Consider the following 26,719-nt stretch of genomic DNA (forward strand, 5'->3'; position numbering starts at 1 on the left):
GCCGCGCCCGCCGATGCGGCTGCCGCTGAGGAAGATGATGACGACGATGATGATGATGCGGCAGAGGCTGCACCGGCAGCCGGCGCGACCACCAAGGTCGAGCATCACGATTTCGGCCCCTCGGGCATCATGACGCGCGCCAACCGCGAGGATCTGGCACCGCTGACGCTCGGCTCGGGCAAGCCGGTCGCCGAAGCACCCTATGATCTGAAATCGGGCGGTTATTACCGCATGAAGATCGTCTCGGATGGAACGCAGGAACTGGCGCTGTCGGGTGGCGATTTCTTCCGCTCGGTCTGGATCAACGAGGTTGTCATCAATGATATCGAGATCCGCCCCATGGGTGTGCACTCGATCGAATTCGATGATGCAGGCGAGGCCGAGATCAGCTTCATCGCCATCGTTCCGGGCAGCTATAGCCTGTCGATCCCCGGTTCTTCGGGCGATTCCCAAAAGGCTGTCTTTAACATTCGCTAACGGCTTGCCAGCGATGCTGAGCGCCGCCATGATCGAAAATGGCCAAGAAATTCAGGGGGCGCGGTTCGAGCCGCGCCCTTCATCGACCCAAATTCTGGTTTCGCAAGCATGACTGACCCCGACGCGCTATCCATTGATCAAGTCAGCCATAGCTTCGGAAAGGTTAGGGCGCTTAAGGACGTATCCTTGACGGTGCCCCGCGGCAGTTTCACTGCGCTTTTGGGGGTGAATGGGGCAGGAAAAACCACGCTCTTTTCGTTGATTACCCGCCTTTACACCAACAGTTCGGGCAAGATCGCGGTTGCCGGTCATGATGTGCGACGCCAGCCCGCCCAAGCCTTGGCCCGGTTGGGCGTCGTCTTTCAGTCCCGTGCCATGGATACGGATCTGACAGTGCGTCAAAATCTGGAATATCACGCCAGCCTTCATGGAATTTCGCGCAGGGCCGCCGCGCCCCGGATCAGCCATGTGCTGGCGCTGGTCGATCTGCAAGATCGGCGTGATGCGCGTGTCTCGGCTTTGTCGGGGGGCCAAAGCAGGCGCGCCGAAATCGCCCGCGCATTGATCCACAGCCCCGAGCTGTTGTTGCTGGATGAGGCAACGGTGGGATTGGATGTAAAATCGCGCGCCGAGGTGCTGGCGCTGACCCGCCGACTGATTGCCGAAGAAAATGTCTCGGCGCTTTGGGCGACCCATATCATGGATGAGATCGAGCCGACGGATGGGCTGGTCATCTTGCACAAAGGCGAGGTGCTGATGCGCGGCATTGCCTCTGACATCGCCAAGGACCGCCATGATCTGACCCATGCTTTTCTTCAACTGACGGGGCAGGCGGCATGAGCATTCGCAGCTTTCCCCCAAGCAGTTGGCTGACGGCCTTTCTAGGCATTGCCCGGCGCGAAACGCTGCGCTTTGTCAATCAAAGGGGGCGCTTTCTGGCGGCTTTGGTGCGGCCGTTGGTTTGGCTGTTCATCTTTGCCGCAGGCTTTCGTGCCGTCTTGGGGCTGTCGATCACCCCGCCATATCAGACCTATGTCCTTTACGAGGTCTATGTCACGCCCGGCCTATGCGGCATGATCCAGCTGTTCAACGGCATGCAATCATCGCTGTCGATGGTCTATGACCGCGAGACCGGCGCCATGCGCAACCTGCTGGTCAGCCCCTATCCGCGATGGTTCTTGCTGGGCTCGAAACTGGTGGCCGGGGTGTTCGTGTCGATCCTTCAGGTCTATGCCTTTTTGGGGATCGCCTGGATCTGGGGCATTCATGCGCCGCTGATCGGCTATCTGACCGTGCTGCCCGCACTTTTCCTGTCAGGACTTATGCTGGGGGCGATGGGGCTGTTTCTGTCCTCGGGGATCAGGCAGCTGGAAAACTTTGCCGGGGTGATGAATTTTGTCATCTTCCCGATGTTCTTTGCATCGACCGCCCTCTATCCCTTGTGGCGAATGCGCGAAAGTTCGGTGCTGCTCTACAACATTTGCGCATTTAACCCATTCAGCCATGCGGTGGAGCTGATCCGCTTTGCCCTTTACGGACAGGTGAATTTGCTGTCCCTTTCGGTTGTGCTTGGCTGCCTTGCGGTGTTCTTTTTGGGCGCTGTCTGGATGTATGACCCGTCAAAGGGGCTGTGGGCGCGGCGAAAGGGGGGAGTATGAAGCGGATTTTTCTGATCTGGGCGGCTGGGGCAATGGCTTTGGGTCTGGGCAGTTCGATGGCCTTGGCCGAGGGCGGGACAGATCCCGACTGGCCCTGTATTCAACGCAAGCAGCCGCATCTGTCCTTGGGCCAGGTTTGGACCGGCCCGGTGCCAGATGATGCCGTGACCGCCTTGGCCACGGATCCCACGACCCTTGCGCTGGCCCAACGCCTTGAGCAACGCCGCCTGAGCCTAGAGGATGCCGAGGCCGAGATCGCGGAATTTGCCAAGACCGCCAATAACCAACAGCTGACCGCGCTGATGGTCGCGGTGACCCATGGGTTGGACAATCGCCGCAGCGCCCTGATGGAGGGGATCTCGCGCTATGGTCACAGACAGGTCGATGTAGCGGCCAGAATCGATGCGCGCCGCAACAAGATGGACGAAATGGAAAAGGCCGATAAGCCTGATTTCGACGCGATTTCTGCCGAGGAAGAGGCCTTGGATTGGGATACGCGCATCTTCACCGAGGGCCAGCAATCGCTTGGCTATGTCTGTGAAACGCCCGTGATCCTTGAACAGCGCGCCTTTGCATTGGGTCGTGCCATTGCAGCGCATCTGACGCCCTAGCTTTCGCCGTTTATCGTTCGCAATTATCGAACGCCGCAATTCATTTGCGGCGACTAAACCCGCGCCCTCTTGCGTCTTAGATTGCTCCTATACGAATTCCACAAGTTCTCAAGGAACAGTCAAATGACCAAGGTTCTGGTTCTTTACTATTCGGCTTATGGCCATATCGAACAGATGGCAGAGGCAATTGCCGAAGGCGCACGTGAAACCGGCGCAACCGTTGACATCAAGCGCGTCCCCGAGCTGGTTCCCGAAGAGGTCGCCCGCAATTCCTATTACAAGATGGATCAGAAGGCACCGGTTGCAACCGTGGCTGATCTGGAAAACTACGATGCGATCATCATCGGCACCGGCACCCGTTTCGGGCGCATGAGCGGCCAGATGTCGAACTTCCTGGATCAGGCGGGTGGCCTTTGGGCACGCGGCGCATTGAACGGCAAAGTCGGCGCAGCCTTTACCTCGACCGCGACCCAGCATGGCGGTCAAGAAACCACGCTGTTCGCGATCATCACGAACATGCTGCATTTCGGCATGACCATCGTTGGTCTGGATTATGGTTTCCAAGCGCAGATGGACAACAGCAAGATTGTTGGCGGCGCACCTTATGGCGCAACCACGATCGCTAATGGCGATGGCTCGCGTCAGCCTGCACAAGAAGAGCTGGACGGTGCCCGCTATCTGGGTCGCCGCGTGGCCAATACGGCAGCAAAACTGTTCGACTGATCTCCGTTCGGTCAACAACCCTGAAGGCGTCAGAGCAATCTGGCGCCTTTTTCAGTCATGGCTCTGGCTATTGCGCGGTCACAGCGCCACAGTTGGCGGGTGAAACCATCCAAAGGTGAGCGCCCTGTCCCGGACCTCTCGAAAAATTCCCGCTATCATTCTGGCTGGGGGCCGCGCCACCCGCATGGGCGGGGGCAACAAGGCCTTGCGGATGCTGGGCGGCGAAACGCTTTTAAGCCGCGTGATCGCCCGTTTGCGCGATCAATGTGACCCCATTGCAATCAACGCCAATTCGGACCCGGAAGCGTTTTCGGACTATGGGCTGCCCGTTTTGCCCGACACGGTCTCGGGCTTTCCCGGCCCCTTGGCGGGGGTGCTGACGGGGATGGAATGGGCGGCCTCCCTTGGTGCCAGCTCGGTTGTCAGCGTCTCGGTTGATACGCCGTTTTTGCCGCTGGATCTGGTTCACCGCCTGCGCGAGGCCGCCGGACGTCATGGCATTGCGCTATCGGCAAGCACCGACCTTGAAACCGGCCGGATGCAGGATCATCCGACCTGTGCGCTTTGGCCCGTCGCGCTAAAGGACGATCTGGCCGCGGCGCTGGAAAGCGGCCTTTTGCGTCCGGGGATGTTTGCCGCGGCCTATGATCCGGGGCGTGCAATCTTTGACAGCAACCCCTTTGATCCTTTTACCAACGTCAACACCCCGCGCGATCTGCAACAGGCAGAGGCCTTGACCCAGATCCCAGCAGGCAGTCTGCGCGGCTTTTAAGCGCCATAGCGCTTAAGCCCGCGTCGCAAGGCAAAGGCCACCAGCTGCGAGAAAAGCACGGTCATCAGCGACAGCACCAAAAGCGCGGCAAAGACCTGATCGGTTTTCATCCGGCCGTTGGCGTGGATCATCAGCGCACCAAGCCCCTTGGCGCCGCCCACCCATTCGCCGATCACCGCGCCAATCGGCGCATAGACCGCAGCCAGTCGCAACCCGGTCGCCAGTTGCGGCAGCGCCGCCGGAATACGCAGGTGCCACATGCGGCGCTGGGGCGAGGCACCCATGACTTGCGCCAGATCCAACGCCGCAGCAGGGGTGCGCATCAGCCCATCCAGAAATGCACTTGCGACCGGGAAAAAGACGATCAGCACGGTCATCGCGATCTTGGGCGACATGCCATAGCCCAGCCACAAGGTCAGGATCGGGGCCAGCGCAAAGACGGGTATGGTCTGGCTGAAGGTCAACAGCGGATGCACCACTTTGCTGACGCGCGGCGAAGAGGCCATGACCACGGCCAGCGTCGCCCCCAATCCCGCGCCAATCAAAAAGCCCAACACGACCTCGGCAGCGGTATAGCCAGCCGAGACTGCGATCTCGGCGCGATTAAGCCAAAGAGCCTGCGCCACAGCCACGGGCGAGGGCAGCAGAAAATGGGGCAGCCCTGCCAGCCAGATCAAGCTTTGCCACAGTGCCAGCGCAACCAAAATGACGGGAAGAACGGTTCTCATTGCAGCATCCGGCGCAAAAGCGCTGCCTCGGCCTTCATGACCTCGGGCGCGTCAAAGGGGCGGGCGGTGCCGGGGGGCCGGGGGCCGGGTGTCGGCTGATCCTCGATCCCGGTTTCGGTCAGCAGCACAATGCGATCGCCCAAACGCGCCGCCTCGGCGGGGTCATGGGTGACCAAAAGCGTGCTGCGCCCTTCCAGCAACCGTGCCGACAAATCCTGCATGCCTGCCCGGGTGCGGGCGTCCAGCGCCGAGAATGGCTCGTCCAGCAAAACAAGCGGTCGCTCTTCGTAAAGCGTTCTGGCCAGCGCGACCCGCTGGCGTTGGCCGCCCGACAGGCGGTCAGGCAGGTTGGTGGCGCGATCTGACAGGCCGACGGCCTGGATCAAGGACTGGGCGCGGGCGCGGTCGGGGCTTTGACCCCGCAGCCGCGCGCCCAGCATGACGTTATCGGTGACATCAAGCCAGCCGATCAGACCGGGATCTTGTGCCATCAAGGCAACCGGCTGATCGCGCAAGACCTGTCCGTCAAAGCGCACCCCGGTTTCCAACCCGGCAATCAGCCGCAAAACCGTCGATTTCCCGACACCGGACGGACCCAGCAGGCAGGTCCATTGTCCGGCGGCAAGCTGCAGATCGATCGGGCCGAACAGGGGGGCATCGCCGACCCAGGCCTGCCCCCGGATCCGGGCAACGATCTGAGCATCATCCGTGCCCGCCGGCTGACGGGGGGGCTGACCGGATCTTGGGTCTGAAACCGGGGTGGCTTGGCTCACTGGCCCAACCCCCAAAACCCGACCTCAAGCCGGGTTGCGGTGGCAAAGCGGTTTGACAGCTCGGCCCAACGCGGGGTGCGCGCGGCATCATCGCCAAGGCGGCGGCCAACGGCCAGATCCAACAGCGCGCCGACATCACGGCAGGCCTGCTGATAGTCTTCGCCCGCATAGGTGTCGATCCAGGCGCGATAGGGCGTATCGGGGGCGGCGCAGGCTGCCAAACGCAATCCGATTTCGCCGTATCCCAGAACGCAAGGCGCCAAAGCTGCAAGCATATCCAGAAAATCCCCCGAGAGGCCGCTATCCAGAACATAGCGCGTATAGGCCAGATTGGGGATGGCTTCCTGCGTGGTCTCCAGCTCGGCACGAGAGATGCCCGCCGCCTCGCAGATGCCGATATGCAGCGGCATTTCCCCATCCAGCAGCGTGTGCACCGTCGACGAACAGGCGCGCATTTCCGCCAAAGTGCCGGCCTTGACCACCGCCAGCGCCCAAGCCCGCGCGAAATGGATCAGAAAGACGTAATCCTGCTTAAGATAGTTCAGGAAACCTGCCTGCGATTGGGTGCCATCCGCCAGTCCGTTGACGAAGGGATGATGGGTGTAATCGTGCCAATCTTGGGCGCAATCTGCCCGCCATGCTTCAAAACAGCTGCCATAGCTCATTGTGCGCTTCCTTCGTCACCGACGTCGATTGCCAGATCCGAGACCGGGCGCAGGCTGTCGATCAGATTGGCCTTCAGCAAAAATTCCTCGAACCGGGCATAGCGTCCTTGGTCCAATGCGGCTGGGCTTTGGGAAAAGCGCGGGACCGTATCAATCCAAGCCTGCGAGTTCAGCTCATCCTTCAGATCAGGCGCTGTTGCCGAAAAGACCTGCCAGCTTTCCTCGGGGTGGTTGACGATATACTGCGCCCCACGCTCGACCGCGGACAGGAAGCGGGCCGTCACATTGCGGTCCAGCTTGGCCGGGTTGGCGACAAAGATCAGCTCATCATAGGTCGGAACGCCCTGTTCTTCGACGAAAAGGCAGCGACCCTCGCCCCCTTCGATCTTCATCTGGGTCAGTTCAAAGTTCCGATAGCCGCCGATCGTGGCATCGACCTGACCCGTCATCAAGGCGGGGGTGAGTGACCAGTTGACGTTGATCATCTCGATATCGTTCATCGTCAGCCCGGCATGGGTCACGATGGCATTGACCAGCGCGGATTCCACGCCCGACACCGAATAGCCGATCTTTTTGCCCTTCAGATCCGCTGCGGTCTGGATCGGTCCATCTGCCTTGACCATCAGGCAATTCAGCGGCGTGGCAACCAAGGTGCCGACGCGCACCAGCGGCAGCCCCTCGTGGACCTGCAAATGCAGCTGGGGCTGATAGCTGACGGCCAGATCAGCCTTTCCCGCCGCGACCATTTTGGGCGGATCGGCGGGATCGGCGGGGGCGATGACTTCGACCTCCAGGCCCGCGTCTTTGAAAAACCCTTTTTCCTGCGCCACGATGATCGGGCCGTGATCTGGGTTCACAAACCAGTCCAGCATCAAGGTCAGCTTGTCCTCGGCCAAAGCGGGTTGAGCGATCAGCGCGACAAATCCAGCTGCTATCATGCGTTTCATTCGGTCTCTCCTTGAAGGGCCATAAGGGCGATTTCGCCGGTCCAACGGGTGGCCAATTGGTGGGCCGCGCGCCATGCCCGCAAGCCCGAACGGCAAGCAAGAACGGCACGCGCGCCCGGATCGGGCAGAGGGCCTTGCAGCCCGTATTCGGGCATGCGCAGGGCATCGGGGGTGGCTTTTTGCGGGGCCTCATCGGCGCCGCGCAGGTCGATGATCAGGTCGCTTTGGCGCAATTGCTCAGGGGCGACAAAATGCGGGCCGGGCGTTTCCGGCGCGCGGTCAAAGCGAAACTGAGAGAATTGCATGGCGCTGTTCATGCGGATCAGCTGCCCCAAGGGCGAGGGGGTAAGGCCCAAAAGCACACCAAGCGCCATCCGCGCCTGAAGGCAGCCCAACATCCCGACCACCGGGCCCAGCACACCCGCGCTGGCACAGGTTGCGCCATTATCCGACGGCGCGGGAAATACCGCGCGCAACGAGGGGGCACCCTCGCAATAGCCGCCGACGTAACCTTCAAGGCCCAAAGCCGATGCCGAGATCAACGCCTTGTTCGCGGCCAGAGATTCATCGGACAGGATATAGCTGACCGCGTAGCTGTCGGCGCAATCCATCACCAGATGGGCACTTGCGACCAAGGCTGGCGCATTGGCAGGGGTCAGCCATTCCAGAACGGGCGTGATGGTCACGTCGGGATTGAGGCCCGCCAGCGATTGCGCGGCAACATTGGCCTTATGCGCGCCCAGATCAGACATGCGGTAAAGCGGCTGACGGTGCAGATTGCTTTCCTCGATCCGGTCGGGATCGACCAAGGTGATGCGCCCGACCCCAGCGCCCACCAGATATTGCAGCGCCGGCACGCCCAAAGCGCCAGCCCCAACGATCAGGATATGGGCATCGCGCAGCGCGGTCTGGCCGGTTGCGCCAACTTGGGGCAGAATCATCTGGCGGGCATAGCGGCTCATGCGGTGGCCCGCAGCCATTGTGCCAGACGGCCCTCGGGGTCGGGGTTAAGCGTGATGTCTGTCACGGCAGAAACCGTATCGCCCCCGGCAGCAAAGGCCAGCGCGGCGCGTTCAGGCGTCATGCCACCAATCGCGATCAGGGGAATGTCACCGATCAGACGCTTCCATTCGCTGACGCGCTCAAGTCCCTGCTCGTGCCATTTCATCTGCTTGAGAATGGTGGGCCAAACCGGGCCAAGGGCGATGTAATCGGGGGCAAGCGCAAGCGCGCGGTCCAGTTCGGCGTGGTCATGGGTCGAGATCCCGATGCGGATGCCCGCGCGGCGGATGGCGGCAATGTCGGCGCTGTCCAGATCCTCTTGGCCAAGGTGGATATAGTCGCAGCCCAGATCAATCGCCTGTTGCCAGTAATCGTTGATAACCAGCTGCGCGCCATGCGTGGCGCACAGGTCGCGGCCCTTGGCCAGCTGGGCGGTCAGCTTATCGCCACTGGCATCCTTGATGCGCAGCTGCACCAGCTTGACCCCTAGCGGCAAAGCGCGGTTGAGCCAGTCGACATGATCGAAGATCGGATAGAAGCGGGGCAGGGTCATGCCAGCAGGGCCTTTCCAAATAGGGGGGTCGAGGGCGCGGCCATATCGCGCGCCTCGATCGGATCGGCCAAGCGCGCAAGGCGGCCTGCCTCGATTGCCAGGGCCATGCCGCGCGCCATGGCGACCGGATCGCCGGCCTTGGCGACGGCGGTGTTGAGCAAGACCGCGTCATAGCCCAGCTCCATCGCCTGGGCCGCATGGCTGGGCAGGCCGATGCCCGCGTCAACGACCAATGGGACATCGGGGAAATGGGCGCGCAGGCTGCGCAACCCATAGGGGTTGTTCAAACCCCGGCCCGACCCGATCGGCGCGCCCCAGGGCATCAGAACCTGACATCCCGCGTCCAACAGCCGCTCGCAGATCGAGAGGTCTTCGGTGCAATAGGGAAATACCTGAAAGCCATCCTCGGACAGGATGCGGGCCGCCTCGATCAGGGCCACGACATCGGGTTGCAGCGTGTCGTGATCGCCAATGACCTCTAGCTTGATCCAGGGCGTGTCAAAGAACTCGCGCGCCATATGGGCGGTGGTGACAGCCTCTTTGACGCCATGGCACCCCGCAGTATTGGGCAAGATCGCCACGCCAAGATCGCGGATCAGGCTGTGAAATGCCTGACCCTCGCCGCCCTCGCGACGCAATGAGACGGTGGCAATGCCCGCCTGCGAGGCGCGGAAGGCCTCGGCCAGGATCGCGGGCGAGGGGTATTGCGCGGTTCCCAACATCAGCGGGCTGGCAATTTCGGTTCCGTAAAAGGCTGGCATCTTAGCCCCCCTGCATCGAGGACAGGGCTTCGAGCCGGTCACCATCGGCCAGATTGGTCACAGCGCGCAGCCCGACCGGCAGAAACTCTCCGTTCAGCGCGGTTGCAACGCGGGCATCGCCAAGGCCGATTTCGGCCAGCACATCGGCGACGCTCGGGCCGGTTACGGCCTGCTTTTCACCGTTAAGGATTATGTTCATCCATCAACTCCGGGATTTGGCCTGTTTCAAGGTGATCGGCCGCCATACGGGCCACGGCGGGGGCCAGAAGATAGCCGTGACGATAGAGGCCGTTGGCATAAAGCGTCGCGCCGCGTCGGCGCAGGCGAGGCAGGTTGTCGGGGAATGCCGGGCGCGCATCGGCCCCCAGCTCTAGGATCTCGGCCTCGGCAAAGGCGGGATGCAGCGCATAGGCTGCCGAAAGCATCTCGATTGCCGCGCGCGCGGTGACACGTGTCTTGGCACCGGTTTCCAGCATGGTCGCGCCAAGCATATAGACGCCGTCCCCGCGCGGAACGATGTAAAGCGGAATGCGGGGATGCAGTAAGCGGATGGTCCGCGTCAGCGTGACCTCGGGGCAGCGCACCACCAGCATCTCTCCGCGGACGCCGCGCAGATCGGGCAAAGCGTCGCGTGCCGCCAGACCGCGCGCATCAACGGTCAGCCCGCGCTGGGCGGGTGGGCTGGTCTCGATGGTGATACCCCGCGCCGCCAGACCATCGCGCAGCGCGCCAAGGGCCTGTCGGGGTGTCAGATGCCCTTCGCTTGCGTAAAACAGCCCGCGCCGGACGCGCCCGGTCAGTTCGGGTTCAAGCGCGGCAATGTCGTCTGCGGAGACGCTGGCATGTTCGCGGGTGCGGCGAGCAAAGCGGTCCAACTCGGCATGATCGCGCGACAATGCCATGACCAGCGTGCCGCTGGGATGGATAATCGCGCCATGTTTGGCCCACCAATCGCCCGCATCAAGGCCAAGGCGCACCACGGTCGGATCGGCGCTTTCCTCTTCGCAATAGGGGGCCAGCATGCCGCCCGCCCACCAGCTGCAACCATGGGGGCCCGGCGCGCCATTGGGGTCGATGACCCGCACGGCAATATTGCGCGCAGTCAGCTCGGTCGCGATCGACAGGCCCAGAACGCCTGCACCAAGGATTGTGATCTGGCTCATTCGGCGGCCTTGATCTGGCAGTCTGGGGTGGGCCAAAGCGCATGGAAGTGGTGAACCGGACCATGGCCCAAGCCGATGTCCAGCTGATCGGCCGCGCGAATGGCGCCTTGCAACCAGCCATGTGCCCGATCGACCGCCTGTGGCAGGCTCAGGCCCTGCGCCAGCCCTGCCGCAATCGCCGAGGACAGCGTGCAGCCCGTGCCATGGGTGTTCTTGGTGTATTGCCGCGGCGCCGAAAAGGTCTGAGCCTGTGGGCCAACCAGCAGATCGGTGCAGATCTCTGACGTAGCATGGCCGCCCTTCATCAAGACATGCGCAACGCCCTTGGCGCGCAGCGCTTGTCCCTGCTGGCGCATCTCATCCTCGCTCCGGGCCGGGGGCAGGGACAATAAGGCGGCTGCCTCGGGCAGGTTCGGGGTCAGCAGGCTTGCCAGCGGAAACAGCCCCGTCACCATGGCGGAAATTGCGGCATCGGGCAAAAGCGCATCGCCGGATTTCGCAATCATCACGGGGTCCAGAACCACGGGTACCGGACGGCGCGCAAGGTGGTGGCGCAGGCGTTCGGCCACGGCTTCGATCACATCGGCACCGCCAACCATGCCGATCTTGACGGCATTGATCGCAAGATCGTCAAAAACCGCGTCGATCTGGGCCGCGACCATATCTGCAGAAATCGCCTCGATCCCGGTCACGGCACGGGTGTTTTGTGCGGTGATCGCGGTAATGACCGAGGCACCATAGACGCCAAGCGCCGAAAACGTCTTGAGATCCGCCTGAATGCCCGCGCCGCCCCCGCTGTCCGAGCCGGCAATGGTCAAAGCAATGGCCTGCGCCATATCCCGCCTTTCTTGTCCGACATTCCAGCAAGGGGGGGATTTGTGCGCGTGAATACAGGCCTGGACAGCACTGCTTGGCGTCACTCTACCCTTCCCTACGCCGGTATGAGCCGGATCAGGTTCGATGGGTCGGTGCCAAGCACCTCTCAGCCCCGTAAAGGGGCCCCCCAAGTGTATGAGTCTTGACGCAAGCTAGGCCGGGATCAGCCCCTTTGGCAAGGGGGACGTATCACAAGCCCCGCAAGGCTGTTTCAAGCCGGGCGGTAGTAATCGCGAAACCATGCGACATAGGCCGCGATCCCATCGGCAACCGAGGTTTGCGGCCGATAGCCCGTCAGGCGTTGCAAAAGCGTGGTATCCGCCCAGGTTGCAGGCACATCACCCGGCTGCATGGGCAGCAATTGCTTGCTGGCCTGGCGCCCGGTTGCGGCCTCGATCGCGGCGATGAATTCCAGCAGGGGAATAGGGGCGCCATTGCCGATATTGACGACCCGCCAGGGTGCAACCGGGGAAAGGCTATCCTCGGGGCCAGTGGGCGCACCCTTTACCGGAGGGCGGTCCATCAACAGACGAATCCCGCGCACGATATCGCCGACATAGGTGAAATCGCGGCTCATATCGCCGTGGTTAAAGACCTTGATCGGCTGGCCTGCGGTAATGGCGCTGGTGAACAGATAGGGCGCCATATCCGGGCGGCCCCAGGGGCCGTAAACCGTGAAAAAGCGAAACATCGTCACGGGAATGCCAAACAGATGGGCATGGGAATGCGCCATCGCCTCGGCCGCTTTTTTGCTGGCGGCATAAAAGGACATTTGACTGTCGGCTTTGTCGATCTCGCGATAGGGCATCAGGGTATTGGCGCCGTAGACGGACGAGGTCGAGGCCATCAGCACATGCGCGGGCGGATGGGCGCGGGCGGCCTCTAACAGCTCGAAGCTGCCGGCGATATTGGCGTCCAGATAGGCGCGGGGATTGTCGATCGAGTAGCGAACCCCGGCCTGAGCGGCCAGATGCACGACAACATCGGGGCGGTGATCGGCAAACAGCGCGGTCAAAAGGCCGGGCGTTTCGATTTTGCCCTGCACCGCGCTATAGGCAGGATGCGCGCTCAGGCGGGCCTGGCGCGCGATTTTCAAGGCGGGGTCGTAATAGTCATTCAGGCTGTCGACGCCGATAACCTGGGCGCCTTCGTCCAGCAAAAGCTGGCTAAGATGATAGCCGATGAACCCGGCCGCGCCGGTGACAATGACCTTGACCATCAATCGACCCCGAACAAATCCCGCGTATAGACCTTGTCCTTCACATCCATCAGCTCTTCGGTCAGGCGGTTCGCCAGGATCAGGTCGCTTTCGGCTTTGAAGTCATCAAGGTCACGAATGACGCGGCTGTTGAAGAAATGGCTGTCGCTTAGCACGGGTTCATAGACGATCACCTCGATGCCCTTGGCCTTGATCCGCTTCATGATCCCCTGGATCGAGCTGTCGCGGAAATTGTCCGATCCGGCCTTCATCACAAGGCGGTGTACCCCGACGATCCGCGGACGTTTGGCGATGATCTGGTCCGAGATGAAGTCCTTGCGCGTCCGGTTTGATTCGACGATCGCCTGAATCAGGTTTTGCGGCACATTGTCGTAATTGGCCAAAAGCTGCTTGGTATCTTTGGGCAGGCAATAGCCACCATAACCGAACGAGGGGTTGTTGTAGTGATCGCCGATGCGCGGGTCCAATCCGACGCCCTGGATGATCTCGCGGGTATCAAGGCCCCGCGCCATGGCATAGCTGTCCAACTCGTTGAAATAGGCGACGCGCATGGCAAGGTAGGTGTTGGAAAACAGCTTGATCGCCTCGGCCTCGGTCGAGCCGGTGAACAGGACCGGCATATCCTTGCGAATGGCGGCCTCGACCAGCAGTTCGGCAAAGCGATGCGCCTCGGGGCCGTGATCGCCGACGACGATCCGCGATGGGTGCAAATTGTCGTAAAGCGCCTTGCCCTCGCGCAGGAATTCCGGCGAAAACAGGATCTTATCATAACCTGTCTGGCTGCGCAGATCATCGGTACAGCCGACATAGACGGTCGATTTGATCACGATCACCGCGTCGGGGGCATGGATGCGCGCCAGCTCGACCACCTGCGACACGCTGGAAATATCAAAGCGGTGGGTGCGGTCTTCGTAATTGGTGGGCGTGGCGACAATCACGAAATCTGCCCCGCTCAAAGCCTCGGCAGGGTCGGTCGTGGCATGAAGGTCCAGCGTCTTGCTGGCAAGCCAATTTCGGATGTCGGTATCTTCGATCGGGGGTTCACGGCGATTGATCTGTGCGACGCGGGTCGCATTCACGTCCAATGCCATGACATGGTTATGTTGGGCCAGAAGCACCGCCATCGAGGCACCCACATATCCCAAACCTGCAACTGCGATTTTCATGTTCTTCGCTTTCGGTTGGTCGTTCTTGTGGGTTAGCATAATGTTGGCACAACTCAACAGCCGACTTGTCCTGCCGACACTGTGTGTGCAAGAATTGGCCCGAGCGATGTCTTGTCAGATCCTGACCGCACATTACCCTACCACATCACGACGCTTGAGAAGGAATACCGAAATGAGCTGGACGCCTCATGGCAAGCACCTGATCGCAGGTGAATGGGTTGGCGGCGACGCGACCTTCCGGTCCGAGCCCGCACATGGCCCGGCCCATGAATTTTCCGTCGGCACAGTCGATCTGGTCAATCGCGCCTGCGAGGCCGCAGAGGATGCGTTCTGGACCTATGGCTATACCTCGCGCGAACAGCGTGCAGCCTTTCTTGAGGCAATCGCCGATGAGATCGAGGCGCGCGCCGAAGCCATCACCGAGATCGGCACCCAGGAAACCGGCCTGCCCGTGGGCCGCCTTCAGGGCGAGCGTGGTCGCACCACCGGTCAGCTGCGCCTGTTTGCACAGCATATCCGCAAGGGCGATTATCTTGATCGCCGCCATGACGCAGCTTTGCCCGACCGCCAGCCCGCGCCGCGCCCCGAGATCTTGATGATCGAACGCCCGATCGGCCCGGTCGCGGTCTTTGGTGCCTCGAACTTCCCGCTGGCCTTTTCGACGGCAGGTGGCGATACCGCTGCGGCTTTGGCGGCAGGCTGCCCGGTTGTGGTCAAAGGACATTCCGCCCATCCCGGCACTGGCGAAATCGTTGCCGAGGCTGTCTTGGCCGCGATTGAAAAGACCGGCATGCCCAAGGGCGTTTTCTCGTTGATCCAGGGCGGTAAGCGCGATGTCGGCACCTCGCTTGTGCAGCATCCGTTGATCAAGGCCGTTGGCTTTACCGGCTCGCTTGGCGGGGGGCGTGCGCTCTTTGATCTTTGTGCTCAGCGTCCCGAGCCGATCCCCTTCTTCGGCGAGCTGGGCTCGGTCAACCCGATGTTCCTGATGCCCGAAGCCATGAAGAACCGCGCCGAAGAGCTGGGCAAGGGCTGGGCAGGCTCGCTGACCATGGGTGCGGGGCAGTTCTGCACCAATCCGGGCATTTCGGTGGTTCTGGATGGTGCCGATGCCGACCGCTATACCGCCGCAGCCAAAGCGGCGCTGTCCGAGGTTGGCCCCCAGACCATGCTGACCGACGGTATTGCCAAGGCCTATCGCGACGGCAAAGAGCGCTTTGAGACGCGCAATTCCGTCAAGCAGGTCTATACCACCCCGTCAGAGGGTCGCGAAGCCAATCCGAACCTTTATGAGACCACCGCCGAGGCCTATTTGCAGGACCACGCGCTTGGCGAAGAGGTTTTCGGTCCGCTGGGGCTGATTGTCCGCGTCAAATCGGTCGACGAAATGGTCACGCTGGCCAAGGGTTTTGAAGGTCAGCTGACGACGACCATCCACATGGATGACGGTGATCTGGCCGTTGCACAAAAGCTGATGCCCGTCCTCGAGCGCAAATCCGGTCGGGTTCTGGTCAACGGCTTCCCCACCGGGGTCGAGGTTGTCGATGCCATGGTCCATGGCGGCCCTTACCCGGCCTCGACCAACTTTGGTGCAACCAGCGTGGGCACGATGTCGATCCGTCGCTTCCTGCGTCCGGTCAGCTATCAGAACATGCCAAAGGGCTTGCTGCCCGAAGATCTGCGCTGATCCAGATCGGCACAATATTGGGGCAGAGGGGGAAACCTCTCTGCCCTTTTTCATGGCCTATGGGCTTGGTGCCGGGGCCTAGTGCCGGGGTTTGGGCTGGGCTTAACGCCAGCCGGTCGGCGCCGTTGGCAGGGGCGATGCTTCGACCAGACGCAGCAGGTTGATCATGGCGTCGATCTGATGATCGACAATCGCATGACCTTTTTCCGCCGTGGAATCCGCTGCATCACCCACCGTGCCCGAGGGATGCAGATCCGACGAGATCCAGCCACGCGAGACCGGGCCAATAGGGCTGATCAGCGCGTTTTCGGCGCTTGAAACAAAGTTCTCGGCTTTGGTCATATCCACCAGCTCTGGGTGAAACGCCAACATGACCGAAGTTTCATCGTCACCGCCGTGGATTCCGAACTTTTCCTGCCGCTCAGAGAAGGTCCCCTCTGGGGCGCCAAAGCCCATCCACTGGCATTTGACGGCCAGCATATCTGCCTGAACCCGCAATTCACGCGTCAGGATCGAAACCAGATCAAGATTGCCGCCGTGGCTGTTCACGATGACGATTTTCTTGACCCCGGCGCGGGCGACCGAAAGCCCGATCTGGGTCCAGGCCGCCAGCGCGGTTGCAGCATCCAGCGTCAGCGTGCCAGCTGCCCAAAGATGCTCGGTCGATTTGCCCACGGCCTGGGCGGGCAGGATGCGAATATCCAGATCCTCGGGGCATTTCTCGCGCAGCCGTGCCAACATGCCCTCGGCGATCAGCGTATCGGTGCCGACGGGCAGGTGGGGGCCGTGCTGCTCGATCGCGCAGGTGGGCAGGACCGCGATGGTTTTCATCGCATCGATGTCGGCAAATTCCGAGGCGCGGTAATCTGCCCAGTTCAAGCGGCGGCTCATGTCTTTTCCTTCTTTAGCGGGGCAAGCAATCGGGTCATTTGGCGATCAACGCGTTTAAGATGGCGTCGGCGACTGCCCGGGGTCGAGCTGTCCATCTTGTAATGCGCGGCAAAGGCGCTGCGTCGGTGCGGGGCGCAAAGAAAGCCGATGCCGCGCAGCAAGGTACGTTTGCCCGGCGCGCCGACGATGGCCGTCAGCCAGCGGCTGGCCCCACAGGTGGTGAACACGCCAAGGCGGGTGATATGGGTCAGGCCGGGGCGAATGTTCTTGTTCTGGGTATCGGGCATCAGAAATGCCACCTCGGGCAAAAGCACGCGGTCCATCCAGCCCTTCAGCATGGCCGGCAGGCCGTACCACCATGTCGGATAGGTAAAGATCAGCGTGTCGCACCATGCAAGCGCCTCGACATGCGCGGCGACCGGGTCGCGGTTGGCGGGGGCATCCAGATAGCCCCGCCATTCCGCCTGAGTCAGGACCGGCTGAAAGTCCGTGCCGTAAAGGTCGATCACGCGCGTCTGGGCGCCTGCGGCGGCAAGCCGCTCCAGCACCTTATCCCGGACGGCGGCGGTAAAACTGGCCGGGTCCGGGTGGCAGTGAACGACCAGTGCCCTCATGCTTTCTTAAGGCCCGGATAGGCATACATGGTCTGGAAATCGAAGCTCGGATCCTCCCATGCGATCATCTTGCCGGGGTTCAGAATGCCCTTGGGGTCGGCTTCGCGCTTGAAGTTCAGCTGGCGGTCATCGACGATCTGACGCCCGCCTTCCTCTAGCGTATAGCGGTGCGGGTTAAAGATCATGCAGCCCATATCTTCATGGATCTGGATGATCTCATTCAGGCGCTCTTCGGTGGTGAAGCGCACCAGCGTCAGCCCAGCTGCCGTCATCACGCCGTTTTCCTTAAGGAATTCGATATGCTGGATCAGCTCATCGCCAAAATGGGCACGGACCTGGTCGATCTTGTCCAGAAAGCCTTCGCCCGCATAGCGAACCTGAAGATAAGTGATCACGGGCTCGACCTTGAGCGCGCGCAGGGTCGTGTGGTTCCAGCCATATTCATAGGCCGGGCCGGGATCGCGGGTCCAGTCATGGGCATCGCTGCGATAGATCAGCTTGGCCGCTGGGTAATGGGCCAGAAGGCTTAGGAAACCATCCATCGATTGGGGGGCGACCATCAGCGCGACGACGTTATCGGTCTCGGTGACATGACCCTTGAAGCGCTGAAAGTATTTTGCGGCAATCGGTGCTTCGCAGACCGTGTCCAGTTTGATCAGCAGACCGTCCTGAAGCGAGATGTCATGCGCCATCCGGCTTGCTGCGGCAAAATCGGGATGGGTGACAAACAGATGCACCCAGTCATAGGCCGGGGCCAAGGGCAGTTCGATTTCCGTGACGATACCATTGGTGCCATAGGCGTGGCTGACGCGGGCCAGATCTTCGCCGGTGAAATCCAGAATGCGCGGCTCGGCCTCGGCGGTCACCACGCGGATCCGCAAGATATTGCCATAATCGCGCAACACGCCCCAGCGGACAGAGCCGACACCGCCCGAGCCGCCGCAGATAAAGCCACCAATCGTTGCTGTCGCAGCCGTCGAGGGCATCATGCGCAGCTCTTGGCCCGAATGTTCGCGGGTGATCGCGTCCAGGTCGCGAATGACCACGCCCGGCTGGGTCACGATGCGGCCCGGTGCGATTTCGACGACCTGGTTCATGTTCTGCATATGAATGATGCAGCCGCCCTTCAGCGGCATGGCCTGGCCGTAATTGCCCGTACCTGCGCCGCGGACGGTGACCGGCACATCATGTGCGTGGCAGACCCGCAGGATCTCGATCACCTCATCCTGATTTTTGGGCATGACCACGAAATCGGCGCAAACCCCGTCCAGGCGGTCTTTCAGAACCGGCGAGTACCAAAAGAAATCCCGGCTTTTCGCTTTGACCGAATGGGGGTTCTCGTCGATGTCGAGATGGGAAAGGGCGGCTTTGGCGGCGTCGATATTCATTGGATATCCATCAAATGGTCAAGCTCGGCATAATCGGGCAGGGTGCGGTCGATCTGACGGCCTGCGCGGATCACGATCCGATCGGATTGGGGCCGGGCGAAAAGCTCGGTCCAGGAACGGGCGCGGCAGATCACCAGATCTGCAGGCGCACCGGGGGCAAGGCTGGGCGCGTCAAAACCAGTGGTCTTGGCTGGGTTGGCAAGGAAGGCCTGCACCCAATCATCGCGCGAATGGTCAAGATGGGCGATGCGGGTCGCCTCGCGCATGACCTCGATCATATCGAGATCACCATAGGCATAGAAGGGATCGCGGGTGTTGTCAGAGGCAAAGCTGACATTGATGCCCCGCGCGGCCATTTCATGCACCAGCGTCACTCCCCGCCAGCGCGGCGTGCGGGGCGGTGCGTTTTGCGCTGTGCGGTCTTGCAGATACAGATTGCACATCGGCAGGCTGACGATGTTGATGCCTGCGCGTGCGACCAGATCAAGCGTGCGCAAAGCCTCGGCTTCGGGCTGGACCGACAGCGAGCAGCAATGTCCGACCACGACCGGGGCATCAAAGCCCGTTTCCAGCACGACCTCGGCAATCGCACGCAAAGTCTCGACCGTGGGGTCGGTGGTCTCATCGGCGTGGAAATCCGCATGCAGACCGCGCTTGGCGGCATGGGCGAAAAAGGCGCGCAGGCGGTCATGAAGCTGGGCATCGGGAAAAGTCACGCAGCCCAGAACCGAGTCCGTGTCTGCGACAAGATCGGCCAATTCGGCGAACTCGCCCCCGCCTGCGGGATCGATCCGGTCGATCGAGGTCAGGCAGGCTGCCTGAAGCTCGATGCGCCCGGCCCATTCCTCGCGCAGCTTGGTGAATTCGCCAAAGCTGATCTGATGCTGGGGGGGGATGGAATCAAGATGGGTGCGGATGGCGCGGGTGCCATGGGCATAGGCGCAGCGAAGCGCGAAATCCATCCGAGCGCGGGTATCGGCGGCCGACCAATTCGCGATGCGGTCGGCCTCGACGGTGGTGAGGGCACCCATAAAGCTGCCATCAGGGTTGGCGGCGCGGGGCCAGATATGGCCCTTGTCCAGATGGGTATGCATATCGATGAAGGCCGGGAAAACCATCGCGCCCTTCATGTCGATCTTTGGCAGACTGCCGTCTGGCGCGGAAATGCGCCCGTCCTTCAGCGTCAGATCGATCCGGGACAGATCGCCGGATTGGCCGATCAGGCGGGCGGGAACGGTCAGGTTGGTCAGTGTGACCGCGCCTTCCGGCAGTCTAAGAAAGTCCATCAGATTTCCCTTTTGATCGCGCTTTCATGCCATTTGCGCAAAGCCAGATGCGAGACCAGCGCCAGAACCGCAAAGATCAATACGCCCAGCACTGCAATCAGAACCAAGGCCGCGAACATGCGCGGGATGTTCAGGCGGTAGCTGGCCTCGAGGATACGAAAGGCCAGACCTGATCCGATCCCGCCCGTGCCCGCGACATATTCCGCAACCACCGCCCCGATCAGCGACAGGCCGCCCGCAATGCGCAGACCGCCCAGAAAATAAGGCAGCGCCGAGGGCAATTGCAGGCGCACCAGCCGTTGCCAGCGCGTCGCACCATAGATGCGGTACAGGTCCGAGAGGTTGTGATCGACCGAGCGCAGGCCAAGCGTCGTATTCGACAGGATCGGGAAAAACGCCACGATCCAAGCGCAAAGCAGCAAGCCTGCCATGCGGTTCTCGACATAGATAAAGATCAAAGGCGCGATCGCGACCACCGGCGTGACCTGCAAGATCACGGCGAAAGGATAAAAGGACATCTCGGCCCAACGGCTGAGGCTGAACAGCACGGCCAGCCCGACCCCGCCGATCACGGCGACCGAAAGGGCCATCAGGGTGATCTTTAGCGTGACCCAGGCAGCTGGGCCCAAAATCGCCCAGTCCTTAACAAGGGTTTGTGCCACAAGGCCGGGTCCGGGCAAGATATAGTGGGGGATCTGGTTCCAGACCACGACACGGTCCCACAGGACAATGGCAATGACCAAAGCAAGCGTCGGCATCAGCCAGCGGCCGATTTTCTCGGCCCGTTTCTGGCGGGCGCGTGCGGCCTCTTCGGGGTCGATGGCGGTGGTAATATCGCTCACGCCTGTTCTCCCATGGCATCAGACAGGGCATCCGAGGCTGCGCGGCACAGCGCCGCATATTCAGCCGAGGTGCGGAAATCTTCGTCGCGGGGGCCAGTGACATCGACCCGCAGCTCATGCGCGACACGGCCCGGACGCGGGGCCATGACCACGATCCGGTTCGACAAGAACACGCTTTCAAAGACGGAATGGGTGACGAAAATGACGGTGCAGTTTAGCTGCTCGCGCAGCATCAGCAGGTCTTTGTTCATCTTGTTGCGGGTGATTTCGTCCAGCGCGGCAAAGGGCTCGTCCATCAGGATCAGCCGCGGCTTGGTCACCAAGGCGCGCGCAATCGAGACCCGCATCTTCATGCCGCCCGACAGCTCGCGCGGGTAAGAGTTGGCGAATTTCTCTAGCCCGACCATGTCGAGGGCTTCCATGATCCGCGCCTCGACCGATTTGAACGAGACGCCGCGCAGGCGCATGGGCAACCAGACGTTCTGGGCGACCGTTGCCCAGGGCATCAGGGTTGCCTCCTGAAAGACCACACCCAGATCGCCGGCCTGCTGAGAGCCCTCCCACCGCACGCGACCCGCGGTCGGGTGCATCAGCCCCGCGATCAGGCGCAGGGCGGTGGATTTACCGCAGCCCGACGGGCCCAGCAACGAGATGAAATCGCCTTGCTTGACCGTAAGGTTCATATCCTTGAGGGCGGTAACGCCCCCGGCGAAAACTTTGCTGACCCCCTCCATCCGCAGGACGGTGGGGGCTGTATCAGAAATTGTCTGTGTCATTACTTCTTCAGATCCAGGCCGGTGCCTTTGCCGACAAATTGCAGCGAATAGGCCTGCGAGTAATCCAGATCAGCCGGGACCAGCTCTGCCTTGACCATCTTGTCGTAGAAGTCCTTGATGCGGGCTTCGGTCATGACGCCGATACCTTTTTCCAGCGTATCGCCGCTATCGACGATGCCGTTGTCGCGCAAAGCGGCGATGCTGAAGGCGATCTGCGCATCGGTCAGGTCCGGGTTGTCGGCCTTGATCATGTCGATGGCTTTGGTGTTGTCGCCATAAAGGTAGTTATACCAGCCCTTGGCGGTGCCATCGACGAAGCACTGGACGACCTCGGGCTTATTGGCGACGGTATCGGCCATGGTTTCAATGATCGTCGAATAGGTTGACCAGCCAGCGTCGGCCAGCAATTGCACGTCGGGCTTAAAGCCAGCTTCGGTTTCCACCATCAGCGGCTCGGACGAGATGAAGCCCTGAATGGCGCTGTTTTCGTCTTGAATGAAGGGGCCGACGTTAAAGGTGTAGACCTCGCGCTGCTCGTCGGTGAAGCCGTATTCTTTCTTCATCCACTGGTAATAAGTGGCATAGCCCTCGTCCGAGATGAACAGCTTGAGGTTTTTCAGATCCTCAAAGGTTTTGGCCTTGCCGGGATGGGCAAGCAGGATTTGCGGGTCTTTCTGAAAGACGCCCATGACTGCGACAACCGGCACGTTTTCCGCAGCCGAGCTGAAAGTGCCCAAAAGGTTGCCAGCCATGTTGAAATCGATTTTCCCCGCCAGCATCATGGCGCGGTTATTGACCTGCGGACCACCCGGAACAATGGTGACATCCAGGCCGCAGGCCGCATAGGTGCCGTCGGCAACCGATTGATAATAACCACCATGTTCAGCCTGAGCGACCCAGTTGGTGCCGAATTTGACAGGTTCATTGGCCAAGGCGCCTGTCGCGATCAAGGAGATGGTAGTGCTCAGTGTAAGGCTGGAAAGGCGGGTCATGGCGGCTCCTGCTGTTCGGCTTTGCGCACGGGGGGGGAGAGAGGGTTGGACGGCTTCTATCAACTTGTTTAGACGAATCGCAATCGGCGCGTCATCTTCCGTTCATTCTTTTCATCTAAAATAATCAATTTCAGTCAAATATTGCCAATTCAGGGATTGACGCTGTCCGATTTGCCCAATGCCTAGCCAGGAACCAAGATGAAGTCTTTGAACCCAGATTCGATAGCCGCGCCGTTCGGGCGCTATTCCCATGGTGTGGCCATTGACGGCCCCGGTCGTCTGGTTGCGACCTCGGGGCAGTTGGGGTTGCAGGCCGATGGCGAACTGCCCCAGGGCGCCTATGCGCAGGCGGTACAATGCTTTGCCAATTGCTCTGCCATTCTTGCACAAGCGGGCCTGACCCCGGCGGATGCCGTGCGCATCAACGCCTTCGTCACAGATCGCGCGCATTTTGCCGAATATATGCGTGCGCGTGATGAATGGCTGACGGGGCTCAGCGTGCTTCCTGCATCGACACTGGTGATCGTGACGGGCTTTACCCGCGCCGAATTCCTGGTCGAGGTCGAAGTGACGGCATTTCGCGCCCACAGCTAAGCGCAGGCCCGCGATCTGCAAAAAATCGCGGGCCAATCTGTCATTTCCTACGAGGGGAAGCGCTTGCGCAGATCGCGCAGCCCGTTCAGCAAGACCATCGTGTCGATCCCGACTGATGGGAAATTCGCGCCTGCCTCGATCGCCTCGGGCAAAAGCGCATCTGCCGTCACGATCCCGGCGGGCTTGCCGGCGGCGCGGATGCGGCGGATCGCCTCAATCACAGCAGCGCGGACATCGGGGTGGGCGAGGTTGCCGGGGTGACCCATGCTGGCCGACAGATCGGCCGGGCCGACAAAGATGCCATCCACGCCCTCGACCGCGGCCATGGCCTCGATCTGGTCAACGGCCTGAATGCTTTCGACCTGCACCAGCACGCAGATTTCCTCATGGGCGCGCGGGATATAGTTGGCGACACTGCCATAGCGGCTAGAGCGCGCCAGCCCGGCAACCCCGCGAACCCCCTGCGGCGCATAGCGCGTGGCCGCGACAGCGCGCGCGGCCTCTTGGGCGTTTTCGACATAGGGGATCAAAAGCGTCTGAGCGCCGATATCAAGCAGGCGCTTGATCTCGACCGGGTCATTCCAGCCGGGGCGGACAATGGGATGGGTGTGGTAGGGGGCGACGGCTTGCAGCATGGATTGCACCGTGGCCAGATCGATCGGCGCATGTTCGCAATCGATCAGCATCCAGTCATAGCCACAGGTCGCCATCATTTCGGCATAGCCGCTATTGGGAAATGAGCACCACATCCCGATCTGTTTGCGACCTGCCGCAAGGGCGGCTTTAAAGTGGTTTTTCGGCAAGTCCATCGGCTCTTCCTCATCCGGCTGGTTTGGCGTCGATCAGTGACCGACGCCCGCCGAAGGTCAAGCGGTTTGCCGCCCGAATTCGCCTATTCGCTGACCAGCGAGGCCAGGCGGCGCAGCGCCAGCTGATAGCCTTCGACGCCCAGCCCCGCGATCACGCCATCGGCGCGCAGGCTGACATAGGAATGGTGGCGAAATGATTCGCGTTTGTGGATATTCGAGATGTGAACCTCGATCACCTGACCCTCATAGGTGTTCAGTGCGTCCAGGATCGCGACCGAGGTGTGGCTATAGGCGCCGGGGTTGATGATGATGCCATCCATGGTGCCGCGTGCCTGATGGATCCGGTCGATCAGCGCGCCTTCGTGATTGGACTGAAAGGCCTCGACCGCCAGACCCAGCTGATCGCCCAGTCTTGCGCAGTTGTTGATGATATCGGCCAGCGTGTCGCGGCCATAGATCTCGGGCTGGCGCATTCCCAAAAGGTTAAGGTTGGGGCCGTTCAGGATCAGGACGTTGGGCTTCATGTGCTTCACTGCTTCTTGGCTGCGACAAGGGATGGGCGTGCATAGCATATCTGCGCAGGCTTCTCGACAGGGGACTTGGGCAAAAGGCCGCGCGGGACAATGGGGCGGACTTACCTTTCAATGCGCGAAATCGTAGATCTTGCTTTGCAATCGCAGCGGCGGTTCAGTCGCGAGAATTCGCCGATCTCGGCCAAGTGACGAAACCGCTTCGTCCAGAATGCATTCTATTGAACAGGGCGCAGTCGCGCAGATGCGGCGGGCCTGTCCCGCCACCACAAGGAGGGAGAAGAATGCGACATTTGCCGCTTCTTTTAGCAGCGCTGATGGCCTCGGGTCCGGCATGGGCCGAGGACCGGGGCATCGTCATCGACAATGGCCGTTATGAACATGCCCCCGCGCTGACCGATAGCGATGCAAGCGCCGCCGTCACGGCCTTGAAGAATGCGGGTTTCCGCACAGTCACGGGCAAGGATCTGATCAGCGGCGATTTGCGTCAGGCCGTGGCCGATCTTCTGCGCCCCGATGACAAGCCCGGCGCTAGGCTGATGGTGCTGAACGGCCGCTTTTTGCACAGCGCCAGCGAAAGCTGGTTCATGGGGGCCGATGCCGACAAGCCGGACCTGCTGGGCGCGGGCTCTCAGGGGGTGGCGCTGTCGATGATCATGGATCTGATGCGCAGCGCCAACCCCGGCGCGGTGGTGATGCTGGGGACAGATGATCAGCCGATGGAACATGCGGCGGGGCTGGAAAGCGGCCTTGGTGATCTGAGCCCACCCGAGGGGGTCACGGTAGTGACCGGGCCTCCCGCTGCCATATCGGCCGCGGCCAATGCGCTGATGCAGCCGGGCACTTCGCTGGGGCAGGTGCTGAAAAGCGATGACCGTCTGACCCTGTCCGAGGGGGGCGATACCGGGCTTGTGCTGGTCCAAAACCTGGCCACCGATACCGCATCCAATGATGGCGGCAAGCCGGGCGAGGCCGATCGCGACCTTTGGGCCAAATCTGCGGCCCTTGATACCGCCGAGGCCTATCAGGCCTATTTGTCAGCCTATCCCAACGGGCTTTACTCGGCCGCGGCCAGCGAGCGCTTGGCCAAGCTGGGCATTGCCACGAAAAGCGACCGCGATCTGTGGGCGCAATCGGCCGCAACCAATACCGAGGCCGCCTATCGCGATTATCTGGCCCAATATCCTAGCGGTGAATTCGCCGAGGCCGCGCAGCGCCGGCTGCTAGAGTTCCGCCTTGCTGCAGAAGCCGCAAAGCCTGCACCGCAACCTGTTCCTCAGCCCGCGCCGCAGCCGATTCAAAAGGCGCAAAAGCCGGTGCAGCAACCCATCCAGACCCCGGCCAATCCCGGACAGGTCGCGGAAAGCAATCTTGGCCTGTCGCGCAATGATCGTGCCGTTGTTCAGCGTCGCCTGAATGCGCTTGGCTATTCGACCGGGGGCACAGATGGCGTATTCGGCGCTCGCTCGCGCTCGGCGATCCGGGGCTGGCAGCAGCAAAACGGTCTGGCCGTGACCGGCTATCTGACGGGCAATCAGCTGGCGCTTTTGCGCGATCAGGCGGGCGAGATTGCCCCAAGCCGCGATCAGCAGGATCAGGACTATTGGCAGCGCACCGGGGCTAGAGGCGGGGTTCAAAACCTGCGTGCCTATCTGAACCGCTATCCCAACGGACTTTACGCCCAGACGGCGCGCAATCGGTTGGCCCAGATCAATGGTGGCTCGGCGGCGACGCAAAACAGCGAAGATCGCGCTTGGGAACGTGCGCGCGACGCCGATACCGTGCGCGCCTATGACAATTATCTGGAAAACTGGCCAAGGGGCGAGCATTCCAAACAGGCTCGTCAACGCCGCGAGCGCCTGATCCGGCAGGGGCAGGGCGGCAATCTGGGCAATCTTGGAAATCTGGGCAATGGCGGAGATCTGGGGCTGGATGCCGAATCGATCATTCGCCAGCTGATCAAGTAAGACGTCAGGCCTGCGCCTTTTGCCAAAGGTGCGGGCCTTTTTTGTCGCGACCAATGCTGGCGACAATGCCTTAGAAAATACCGAAGAATATACCGGGGTCAGGGCGGGGGATGTCGATGCATCCGCCGAATGCGCGCCATCATGACAGGCTGGGGGCAATCCGGTTGCACATCACCTGGCTGCAATGAAAAACGCCCGCAACCTGAAAGGCGCGAGCGTTTTCGTTTCTGCTGATCCGCCTCAATCGAG

30 protein-coding genes and 1 riboswitch are annotated in these 26,719 nt (G+C 61.4%); of the genes, 9 read left to right on the forward strand and 21 right to left on the reverse strand.

Annotated features, from left to right (window positions below; genetic code table 11):
- The 6 genes from RTS12_RS09040 to mobA all read left to right on the forward strand — a co-directional run.
- The coding region (locus RTS12_RS09040; protein ID WP_312527670.1) for a hypothetical protein at positions 1–477 on the forward strand (477 nt) is incomplete at its 5' end.
- A 108-nt stretch (positions 478–585) separates the two neighbouring features.
- Positions 586–1,317, forward strand: coding sequence for an ABC transporter ATP-binding protein (locus tag RTS12_RS09045; protein WP_312527672.1), 732 nt, complete (start codon positions 586–588; stop codon positions 1,315–1,317).
- Complete coding sequence (locus RTS12_RS09050; RefSeq protein ID WP_312527674.1) at positions 1,314–2,135, forward strand: ABC transporter permease; 822 nt, start codon at positions 1,314–1,316, stop codon at positions 2,133–2,135. Before RTS12_RS09045 ends, RTS12_RS09050 begins: the two co-directional genes overlap by 4 nt.
- Positions 2,132–2,746: a hypothetical protein gene (locus tag RTS12_RS09055; protein WP_409455678.1), complete on the forward strand. Its 615-nt coding sequence runs from the start codon at positions 2,132–2,134 to the stop codon at positions 2,744–2,746. Before RTS12_RS09050 ends, RTS12_RS09055 begins: the two co-directional genes overlap by 4 nt.
- A gap of 123 nt (positions 2,747–2,869) precedes the next feature.
- Positions 2,870–3,469 (forward strand): NAD(P)H:quinone oxidoreductase, encoded by a 600-nt coding sequence (wrbA, locus tag RTS12_RS09060; RefSeq protein WP_312527676.1) that lies wholly within the window; start codon positions 2,870–2,872, stop codon positions 3,467–3,469.
- Positions 3,470–3,593: 124 nt separating this feature from the next.
- Entirely contained in the window at positions 3,594–4,241 is a 648-nt protein-coding gene (gene mobA / locus RTS12_RS09065; RefSeq protein WP_312527747.1) for a molybdenum cofactor guanylyltransferase MobA, read from the forward strand.
- Here mobA and RTS12_RS09070 read toward each other — a convergent pair.
- The 12 genes from RTS12_RS09070 to RTS12_RS09125 form a co-directional block, all read right to left on the reverse strand.
- Positions 4,238–4,969 (reverse strand): ABC transporter permease, encoded by a 732-nt coding sequence (locus RTS12_RS09070; RefSeq protein WP_312527678.1) that lies wholly within the window; start codon positions 4,967–4,969, stop codon positions 4,238–4,240. The two genes, mobA and RTS12_RS09070, sit on opposite strands and share 4 nt — an antisense overlap.
- Entirely contained in the window at positions 4,966–5,652 is a 687-nt protein-coding gene (locus RTS12_RS09075) for an ATP-binding cassette domain-containing protein (protein ID WP_312527749.1), read from the reverse strand. Before RTS12_RS09075 ends, RTS12_RS09070 begins: the two co-directional genes overlap by 4 nt.
- 86 nt (positions 5,653–5,738) lie before the next feature.
- The gene (tenA, locus tag RTS12_RS09080; protein WP_312527680.1) at positions 5,739–6,407 is read right to left on the reverse strand and encodes a thiaminase II; all 669 of its coding nucleotides are present in this window, start codon (positions 6,405–6,407) and stop codon (positions 5,739–5,741) included.
- Positions 6,404–7,354 (reverse strand): ABC transporter substrate-binding protein, encoded by a 951-nt coding sequence (locus RTS12_RS09085; protein ID WP_312527683.1) that lies wholly within the window; start codon positions 7,352–7,354, stop codon positions 6,404–6,406. Before RTS12_RS09085 ends, tenA begins: the two co-directional genes overlap by 4 nt.
- Positions 7,351–8,316, reverse strand: coding sequence for a ThiF family adenylyltransferase (locus RTS12_RS09090; RefSeq protein WP_312527685.1), 966 nt, complete (start codon positions 8,314–8,316; stop codon positions 7,351–7,353). The genes RTS12_RS09085 and RTS12_RS09090 overlap by 4 nt, the downstream gene beginning before the upstream one ends.
- Positions 8,313–8,909 carry a thiamine phosphate synthase gene (locus tag RTS12_RS09095; RefSeq protein ID WP_312527687.1) on the reverse strand — a complete coding sequence of 199 codons (597 nt, stop codon included), beginning with the start codon at positions 8,907–8,909 and terminating at the stop codon, positions 8,313–8,315. Before RTS12_RS09095 ends, RTS12_RS09090 begins: the two co-directional genes overlap by 4 nt.
- Positions 8,906–9,670 carry a thiazole synthase gene (locus tag RTS12_RS09100; protein WP_312527688.1) on the reverse strand — a complete coding sequence of 255 codons (765 nt, stop codon included), beginning with the start codon at positions 9,668–9,670 and terminating at the stop codon, positions 8,906–8,908. Before RTS12_RS09100 ends, RTS12_RS09095 begins: the two co-directional genes overlap by 4 nt.
- Position 9,671: 1 nt before the next feature.
- Positions 9,672–9,869, reverse strand: coding sequence for a sulfur carrier protein ThiS (gene thiS, locus RTS12_RS09105; protein WP_312527690.1), 198 nt, complete (start codon positions 9,867–9,869; stop codon positions 9,672–9,674).
- Positions 9,853–10,833, reverse strand: coding sequence for an FAD-dependent oxidoreductase (locus tag RTS12_RS09110; RefSeq protein ID WP_312527692.1), 981 nt, complete (start codon positions 10,831–10,833; stop codon positions 9,853–9,855). The genes thiS and RTS12_RS09110 overlap by 17 nt, the downstream gene beginning before the upstream one ends.
- Positions 10,830–11,669 carry a bifunctional hydroxymethylpyrimidine kinase/phosphomethylpyrimidine kinase gene (gene thiD, locus RTS12_RS09115; protein WP_312527694.1) on the reverse strand — a complete coding sequence of 280 codons (840 nt, stop codon included), beginning with the start codon at positions 11,667–11,669 and terminating at the stop codon, positions 10,830–10,832. The genes RTS12_RS09110 and thiD overlap by 4 nt, the downstream gene beginning before the upstream one ends.
- 75 nt (positions 11,670–11,744) lie before the next feature.
- A riboswitch (TPP riboswitch) is annotated at positions 11,745–11,849 on the reverse strand.
- 71 nt (positions 11,850–11,920) lie between these two features.
- Positions 11,921–12,928 carry an NAD-dependent epimerase/dehydratase family protein gene (locus RTS12_RS09120; RefSeq protein WP_312527696.1) on the reverse strand — a complete coding sequence of 336 codons (1,008 nt, stop codon included), beginning with the start codon at positions 12,926–12,928 and terminating at the stop codon, positions 11,921–11,923.
- The gene (locus tag RTS12_RS09125) at positions 12,928–14,094 is read right to left on the reverse strand and encodes a nucleotide sugar dehydrogenase (RefSeq protein ID WP_312527698.1); all 1,167 of its coding nucleotides are present in this window, start codon (positions 14,092–14,094) and stop codon (positions 12,928–12,930) included. Before RTS12_RS09125 ends, RTS12_RS09120 begins: the two co-directional genes overlap by 1 nt.
- A 172-nt stretch (positions 14,095–14,266) precedes the next feature.
- Between RTS12_RS09125 and RTS12_RS09130 the strand changes: the two genes are divergently transcribed.
- A complete protein-coding gene (locus RTS12_RS09130; protein WP_312527700.1) occupies positions 14,267–15,781 on the forward strand; it encodes an aldehyde dehydrogenase (NADP(+)) in 1,515 nt (504 codons plus the stop codon).
- 102 nt (positions 15,782–15,883) lie between these two features.
- Here the strand turns inward: RTS12_RS09130 and RTS12_RS09135 are convergent, their stop codons facing one another.
- From RTS12_RS09135 to RTS12_RS09165, 7 genes are read right to left on the reverse strand one after another with little or no spacing between them, the layout of a single operon-like run.
- A complete protein-coding gene (locus RTS12_RS09135; RefSeq protein WP_312527702.1) occupies positions 15,884–16,672 on the reverse strand; it encodes a creatininase family protein in 789 nt (262 codons plus the stop codon).
- Positions 16,669–17,286, reverse strand: coding sequence for an NAD(P)H-dependent oxidoreductase (locus RTS12_RS09140; protein ID WP_312527704.1), 618 nt, complete (start codon positions 17,284–17,286; stop codon positions 16,669–16,671). Before RTS12_RS09140 ends, RTS12_RS09135 begins: the two co-directional genes overlap by 4 nt.
- A complete protein-coding gene (locus RTS12_RS09145; RefSeq protein ID WP_312527706.1) occupies positions 17,283–18,674 on the reverse strand; it encodes an FAD-binding oxidoreductase in 1,392 nt (463 codons plus the stop codon). Before RTS12_RS09145 ends, RTS12_RS09140 begins: the two co-directional genes overlap by 4 nt.
- Positions 18,671–19,960 carry a cytosine deaminase gene (locus RTS12_RS09150; RefSeq protein WP_312527708.1) on the reverse strand — a complete coding sequence of 430 codons (1,290 nt, stop codon included), beginning with the start codon at positions 19,958–19,960 and terminating at the stop codon, positions 18,671–18,673. The genes RTS12_RS09145 and RTS12_RS09150 overlap by 4 nt, the downstream gene beginning before the upstream one ends.
- Positions 19,960–20,802 carry an ABC transporter permease gene (locus RTS12_RS09155; protein ID WP_312527710.1) on the reverse strand — a complete coding sequence of 281 codons (843 nt, stop codon included), beginning with the start codon at positions 20,800–20,802 and terminating at the stop codon, positions 19,960–19,962. The genes RTS12_RS09150 and RTS12_RS09155 overlap by 1 nt, the downstream gene beginning before the upstream one ends.
- Positions 20,799–21,578: an ABC transporter ATP-binding protein gene (locus RTS12_RS09160; protein WP_312527712.1), complete on the reverse strand. Its 780-nt coding sequence runs from the start codon at positions 21,576–21,578 to the stop codon at positions 20,799–20,801. Before RTS12_RS09160 ends, RTS12_RS09155 begins: the two co-directional genes overlap by 4 nt.
- Positions 21,578–22,570: an ABC transporter substrate-binding protein gene (locus tag RTS12_RS09165; protein ID WP_312527714.1), complete on the reverse strand. Its 993-nt coding sequence runs from the start codon at positions 22,568–22,570 to the stop codon at positions 21,578–21,580. The genes RTS12_RS09160 and RTS12_RS09165 overlap by 1 nt, the downstream gene beginning before the upstream one ends.
- 198 nt (positions 22,571–22,768) lie before the next feature.
- On the opposite strand from RTS12_RS09165, the gene RTS12_RS09170 reads away from it, so the two are divergent.
- Positions 22,769–23,164, forward strand: coding sequence for a RidA family protein (locus tag RTS12_RS09170; protein ID WP_312527717.1), 396 nt, complete (start codon positions 22,769–22,771; stop codon positions 23,162–23,164).
- A 47-nt stretch (positions 23,165–23,211) separates the two neighbouring features.
- Here RTS12_RS09170 and RTS12_RS09175 read toward each other — a convergent pair whose 3' ends face one another.
- Positions 23,212–23,973 carry an aldolase/citrate lyase family protein gene (locus RTS12_RS09175; protein WP_312527719.1) on the reverse strand — a complete coding sequence of 254 codons (762 nt, stop codon included), beginning with the start codon at positions 23,971–23,973 and terminating at the stop codon, positions 23,212–23,214.
- An 83-nt stretch (positions 23,974–24,056) separates the two neighbouring features.
- Positions 24,057–24,497 carry a type II 3-dehydroquinate dehydratase gene (gene aroQ / locus RTS12_RS09180; protein ID WP_312527721.1) on the reverse strand — a complete coding sequence of 147 codons (441 nt, stop codon included), beginning with the start codon at positions 24,495–24,497 and terminating at the stop codon, positions 24,057–24,059.
- Positions 24,498–24,787: 290 nt separating this feature from the next.
- On the opposite strand from aroQ, the gene RTS12_RS09185 reads away from it, so the two are divergent.
- Positions 24,788–26,470 (forward strand): peptidoglycan-binding protein, encoded by a 1,683-nt coding sequence (locus tag RTS12_RS09185; RefSeq protein WP_312527723.1) that lies wholly within the window; start codon positions 24,788–24,790, stop codon positions 26,468–26,470.
- Positions 26,471–26,719 lie beyond the last annotated feature (249 nt).

It is taken from the genome of Paracoccus sp. (in: a-proteobacteria), assembly GCF_032007265.1.
Classification (GTDB): domain Bacteria; phylum Pseudomonadota; class Alphaproteobacteria; order Rhodobacterales; family Rhodobacteraceae; genus Paracoccus.

What these genes read in the sequence shown, in the direction of transcription:
- RTS12_RS09045 (WP_312527672.1), top strand. Translation starts at nt 586, where the DNA reads ATGACTGACCCCGACGCGCTATCCATTGATCAAGTCAGCCATAGCTTC.
- RTS12_RS09050 (WP_312527674.1), top strand. Translation starts at nt 1,314, where the DNA reads ATGAGCATTCGCAGCTTTCCCCCAAGCAGTTGGCTGACGGCCTTTCTA.
- RTS12_RS09055 (WP_409455678.1), top strand. Translation starts at nt 2,132, where the DNA reads ATGAAGCGGATTTTTCTGATCTGGGCGGCTGGGGCAATGGCTTTGGGT.
- wrbA (WP_312527676.1), top strand. Translation starts at nt 2,870, where the DNA reads ATGACCAAGGTTCTGGTTCTTTACTATTCGGCTTATGGCCATATCGAA.
- RTS12_RS09070 (WP_312527678.1), bottom strand. Translation starts at nt 4,969, where the DNA reads ATGAGAACCGTTCTTCCCGTCATTTTGGTTGCGCTGGCACTGTGGCAA.
- tenA (WP_312527680.1), bottom strand. Translation starts at nt 6,407, where the DNA reads ATGAGCTATGGCAGCTGTTTTGAAGCATGGCGGGCAGATTGCGCCCAA.
- RTS12_RS09085 (WP_312527683.1), bottom strand. Translation starts at nt 7,354, where the DNA reads ATGAAACGCATGATAGCAGCTGGATTTGTCGCGCTGATCGCTCAACCC.
- RTS12_RS09090 (WP_312527685.1), bottom strand. Translation starts at nt 8,316, where the DNA reads ATGAGCCGCTATGCCCGCCAGATGATTCTGCCCCAAGTTGGCGCAACC.
- RTS12_RS09095 (WP_312527687.1), bottom strand. Translation starts at nt 8,909, where the DNA reads ATGACCCTGCCCCGCTTCTATCCGATCTTCGATCATGTCGACTGGCTC.
- RTS12_RS09100 (WP_312527688.1), bottom strand. Translation starts at nt 9,670, where the DNA reads ATGCCAGCCTTTTACGGAACCGAAATTGCCAGCCCGCTGATGTTGGGA.
- thiS (WP_312527690.1), bottom strand. Translation starts at nt 9,869, where the DNA reads ATGAACATAATCCTTAACGGTGAAAAGCAGGCCGTAACCGGCCCGAGC.
- RTS12_RS09110 (WP_312527692.1), bottom strand. Translation starts at nt 10,833, where the DNA reads ATGAGCCAGATCACAATCCTTGGTGCAGGCGTTCTGGGCCTGTCGATC.
- thiD (WP_312527694.1), bottom strand. Translation starts at nt 11,669, where the DNA reads ATGGCGCAGGCCATTGCTTTGACCATTGCCGGCTCGGACAGCGGGGGC.
- RTS12_RS09120 (WP_312527696.1), bottom strand. Translation starts at nt 12,928, where the DNA reads ATGGTCAAGGTCATTGTCACCGGCGCGGCCGGGTTCATCGGCTATCAT.
- RTS12_RS09125 (WP_312527698.1), bottom strand. Translation starts at nt 14,094, where the DNA reads ATGAAAATCGCAGTTGCAGGTTTGGGATATGTGGGTGCCTCGATGGCG.
- RTS12_RS09130 (WP_312527700.1), top strand. Translation starts at nt 14,267, where the DNA reads ATGAGCTGGACGCCTCATGGCAAGCACCTGATCGCAGGTGAATGGGTT.
- RTS12_RS09135 (WP_312527702.1), bottom strand. Translation starts at nt 16,672, where the DNA reads ATGAGCCGCCGCTTGAACTGGGCAGATTACCGCGCCTCGGAATTTGCC.
- RTS12_RS09140 (WP_312527704.1), bottom strand. Translation starts at nt 17,286, where the DNA reads ATGAGGGCACTGGTCGTTCACTGCCACCCGGACCCGGCCAGTTTTACC.
- RTS12_RS09145 (WP_312527706.1), bottom strand. Translation starts at nt 18,674, where the DNA reads ATGAATATCGACGCCGCCAAAGCCGCCCTTTCCCATCTCGACATCGAC.
- RTS12_RS09150 (WP_312527708.1), bottom strand. Translation starts at nt 19,960, where the DNA reads ATGGACTTTCTTAGACTGCCGGAAGGCGCGGTCACACTGACCAACCTG.
- RTS12_RS09160 (WP_312527712.1), bottom strand. Translation starts at nt 21,578, where the DNA reads ATGACACAGACAATTTCTGATACAGCCCCCACCGTCCTGCGGATGGAG.
- RTS12_RS09165 (WP_312527714.1), bottom strand. Translation starts at nt 22,570, where the DNA reads ATGACCCGCCTTTCCAGCCTTACACTGAGCACTACCATCTCCTTGATC.
- RTS12_RS09170 (WP_312527717.1), top strand. Translation starts at nt 22,769, where the DNA reads ATGAAGTCTTTGAACCCAGATTCGATAGCCGCGCCGTTCGGGCGCTAT.
- RTS12_RS09175 (WP_312527719.1), bottom strand. Translation starts at nt 23,973, where the DNA reads ATGGACTTGCCGAAAAACCACTTTAAAGCCGCCCTTGCGGCAGGTCGC.
- aroQ (WP_312527721.1), bottom strand. Translation starts at nt 24,497, where the DNA reads ATGAAGCCCAACGTCCTGATCCTGAACGGCCCCAACCTTAACCTTTTG.
- RTS12_RS09185 (WP_312527723.1), top strand. Translation starts at nt 24,788, where the DNA reads ATGCGACATTTGCCGCTTCTTTTAGCAGCGCTGATGGCCTCGGGTCCG.